Here is a 1,001-nt window from a genome sequence, read left to right on the forward strand (position 1 = left end):
ACCGTCATCTCGGCCGCAGTGGCCTGATCATCAGCGAGATCGCTTACGGGAACTGGCTCACCCATGGTTCGCAGGTGGAGGCCGAGGCGGCTGTCGCGTGTGTGCGTGCCGCGCTGGAGACGGGCATCACCACGTTCGACACCGCGGATGTCTATGCCGGGACGCGGGCCGAGGCGGTTCTGGGTGATGCCCTGAAGGGTGAGCGCCGTGAGGGTCTGGAGATCTTCACGAAGGTGTACTGGCCGACGGGTCCGGGCCGTAACGACCGGGGGCTGTCGCGCAAGCACATCATGGAGTCGATCGAGGGGTCGTTGCGGCGGCTGCGGACCGACTACGTGGATCTGTACCAGGCGCACCGGTACGACGTGGCGACGCCGTTGGAGGAGACGATGGAGGCGTTCGCCGATGTCGTGCACTCCGGGAAGGCTCACTACATCGGTGTGTCGGAGTGGCCTGCGGAGCAGATCCGGCGTGCGCACGCGCTGGCGCGTGAGCTGCGTATTCCGCTGGTCTCCAACCAGCCGCAGTACAACGCGCTGTGGCGGGTGATCGAGGGCGAGGTGGTGCCTACCTGCGAGGAGCTGGGTATGGGCCAGATTGTGTTCTCGCCGATCGCGCAGGGTGTGCTGACGGGCAAGTACGAGCCGGGTCAGCAGCCGCCGGCGGGTTCGCGTGCCACGGACGACAAGGGTGGCGCCGGCATGATCGCGCGGTGGATGCGTGATGACGTGCTGGCGGCCGTCCAGCGGTTGAAGCCGCTGGCGGCGGAGGCGGATCTGTCGCTTGCGCAGTTGGCCGTGGCGTGGGTGCTGCAGAACTCCAATGTGTCCGCGGCCATCATCGGTGCGTCGCGGCCGGAGCAGGTCCAGGAGAACGCGAAGGCGTCGGGCGTGGTGCTCGAGGCCGATCTGATGGCGCGTATCGAGGAGATCCTCGAGCCGGTCGCGGTCACCGACCCCAAGCGCGTGCACGACAACGTACCGGAGCGCCGTCCCTGAGAC

1 protein-coding gene is annotated in these 1,001 nt (G+C 67.5%); it reads left to right on the top strand.

Annotated elements, in window-relative coordinates:
* Positions 1 to 998 (top strand): aldo/keto reductase family protein (locus tag ADL25_RS11645; RefSeq protein ID WP_199839141.1); only part of this gene is annotated, 998 nt, incomplete at its 5' end.
* Positions 999 to 1,001 lie beyond the last annotated feature (3 nt).

This window comes from Streptomyces sp. NRRL F-5122, from assembly GCF_001507435.1.
GTDB classification, from domain to species: domain Bacteria; phylum Actinomycetota; class Actinomycetes; order Streptomycetales; family Streptomycetaceae; genus Streptomyces; species Streptomyces lannensis.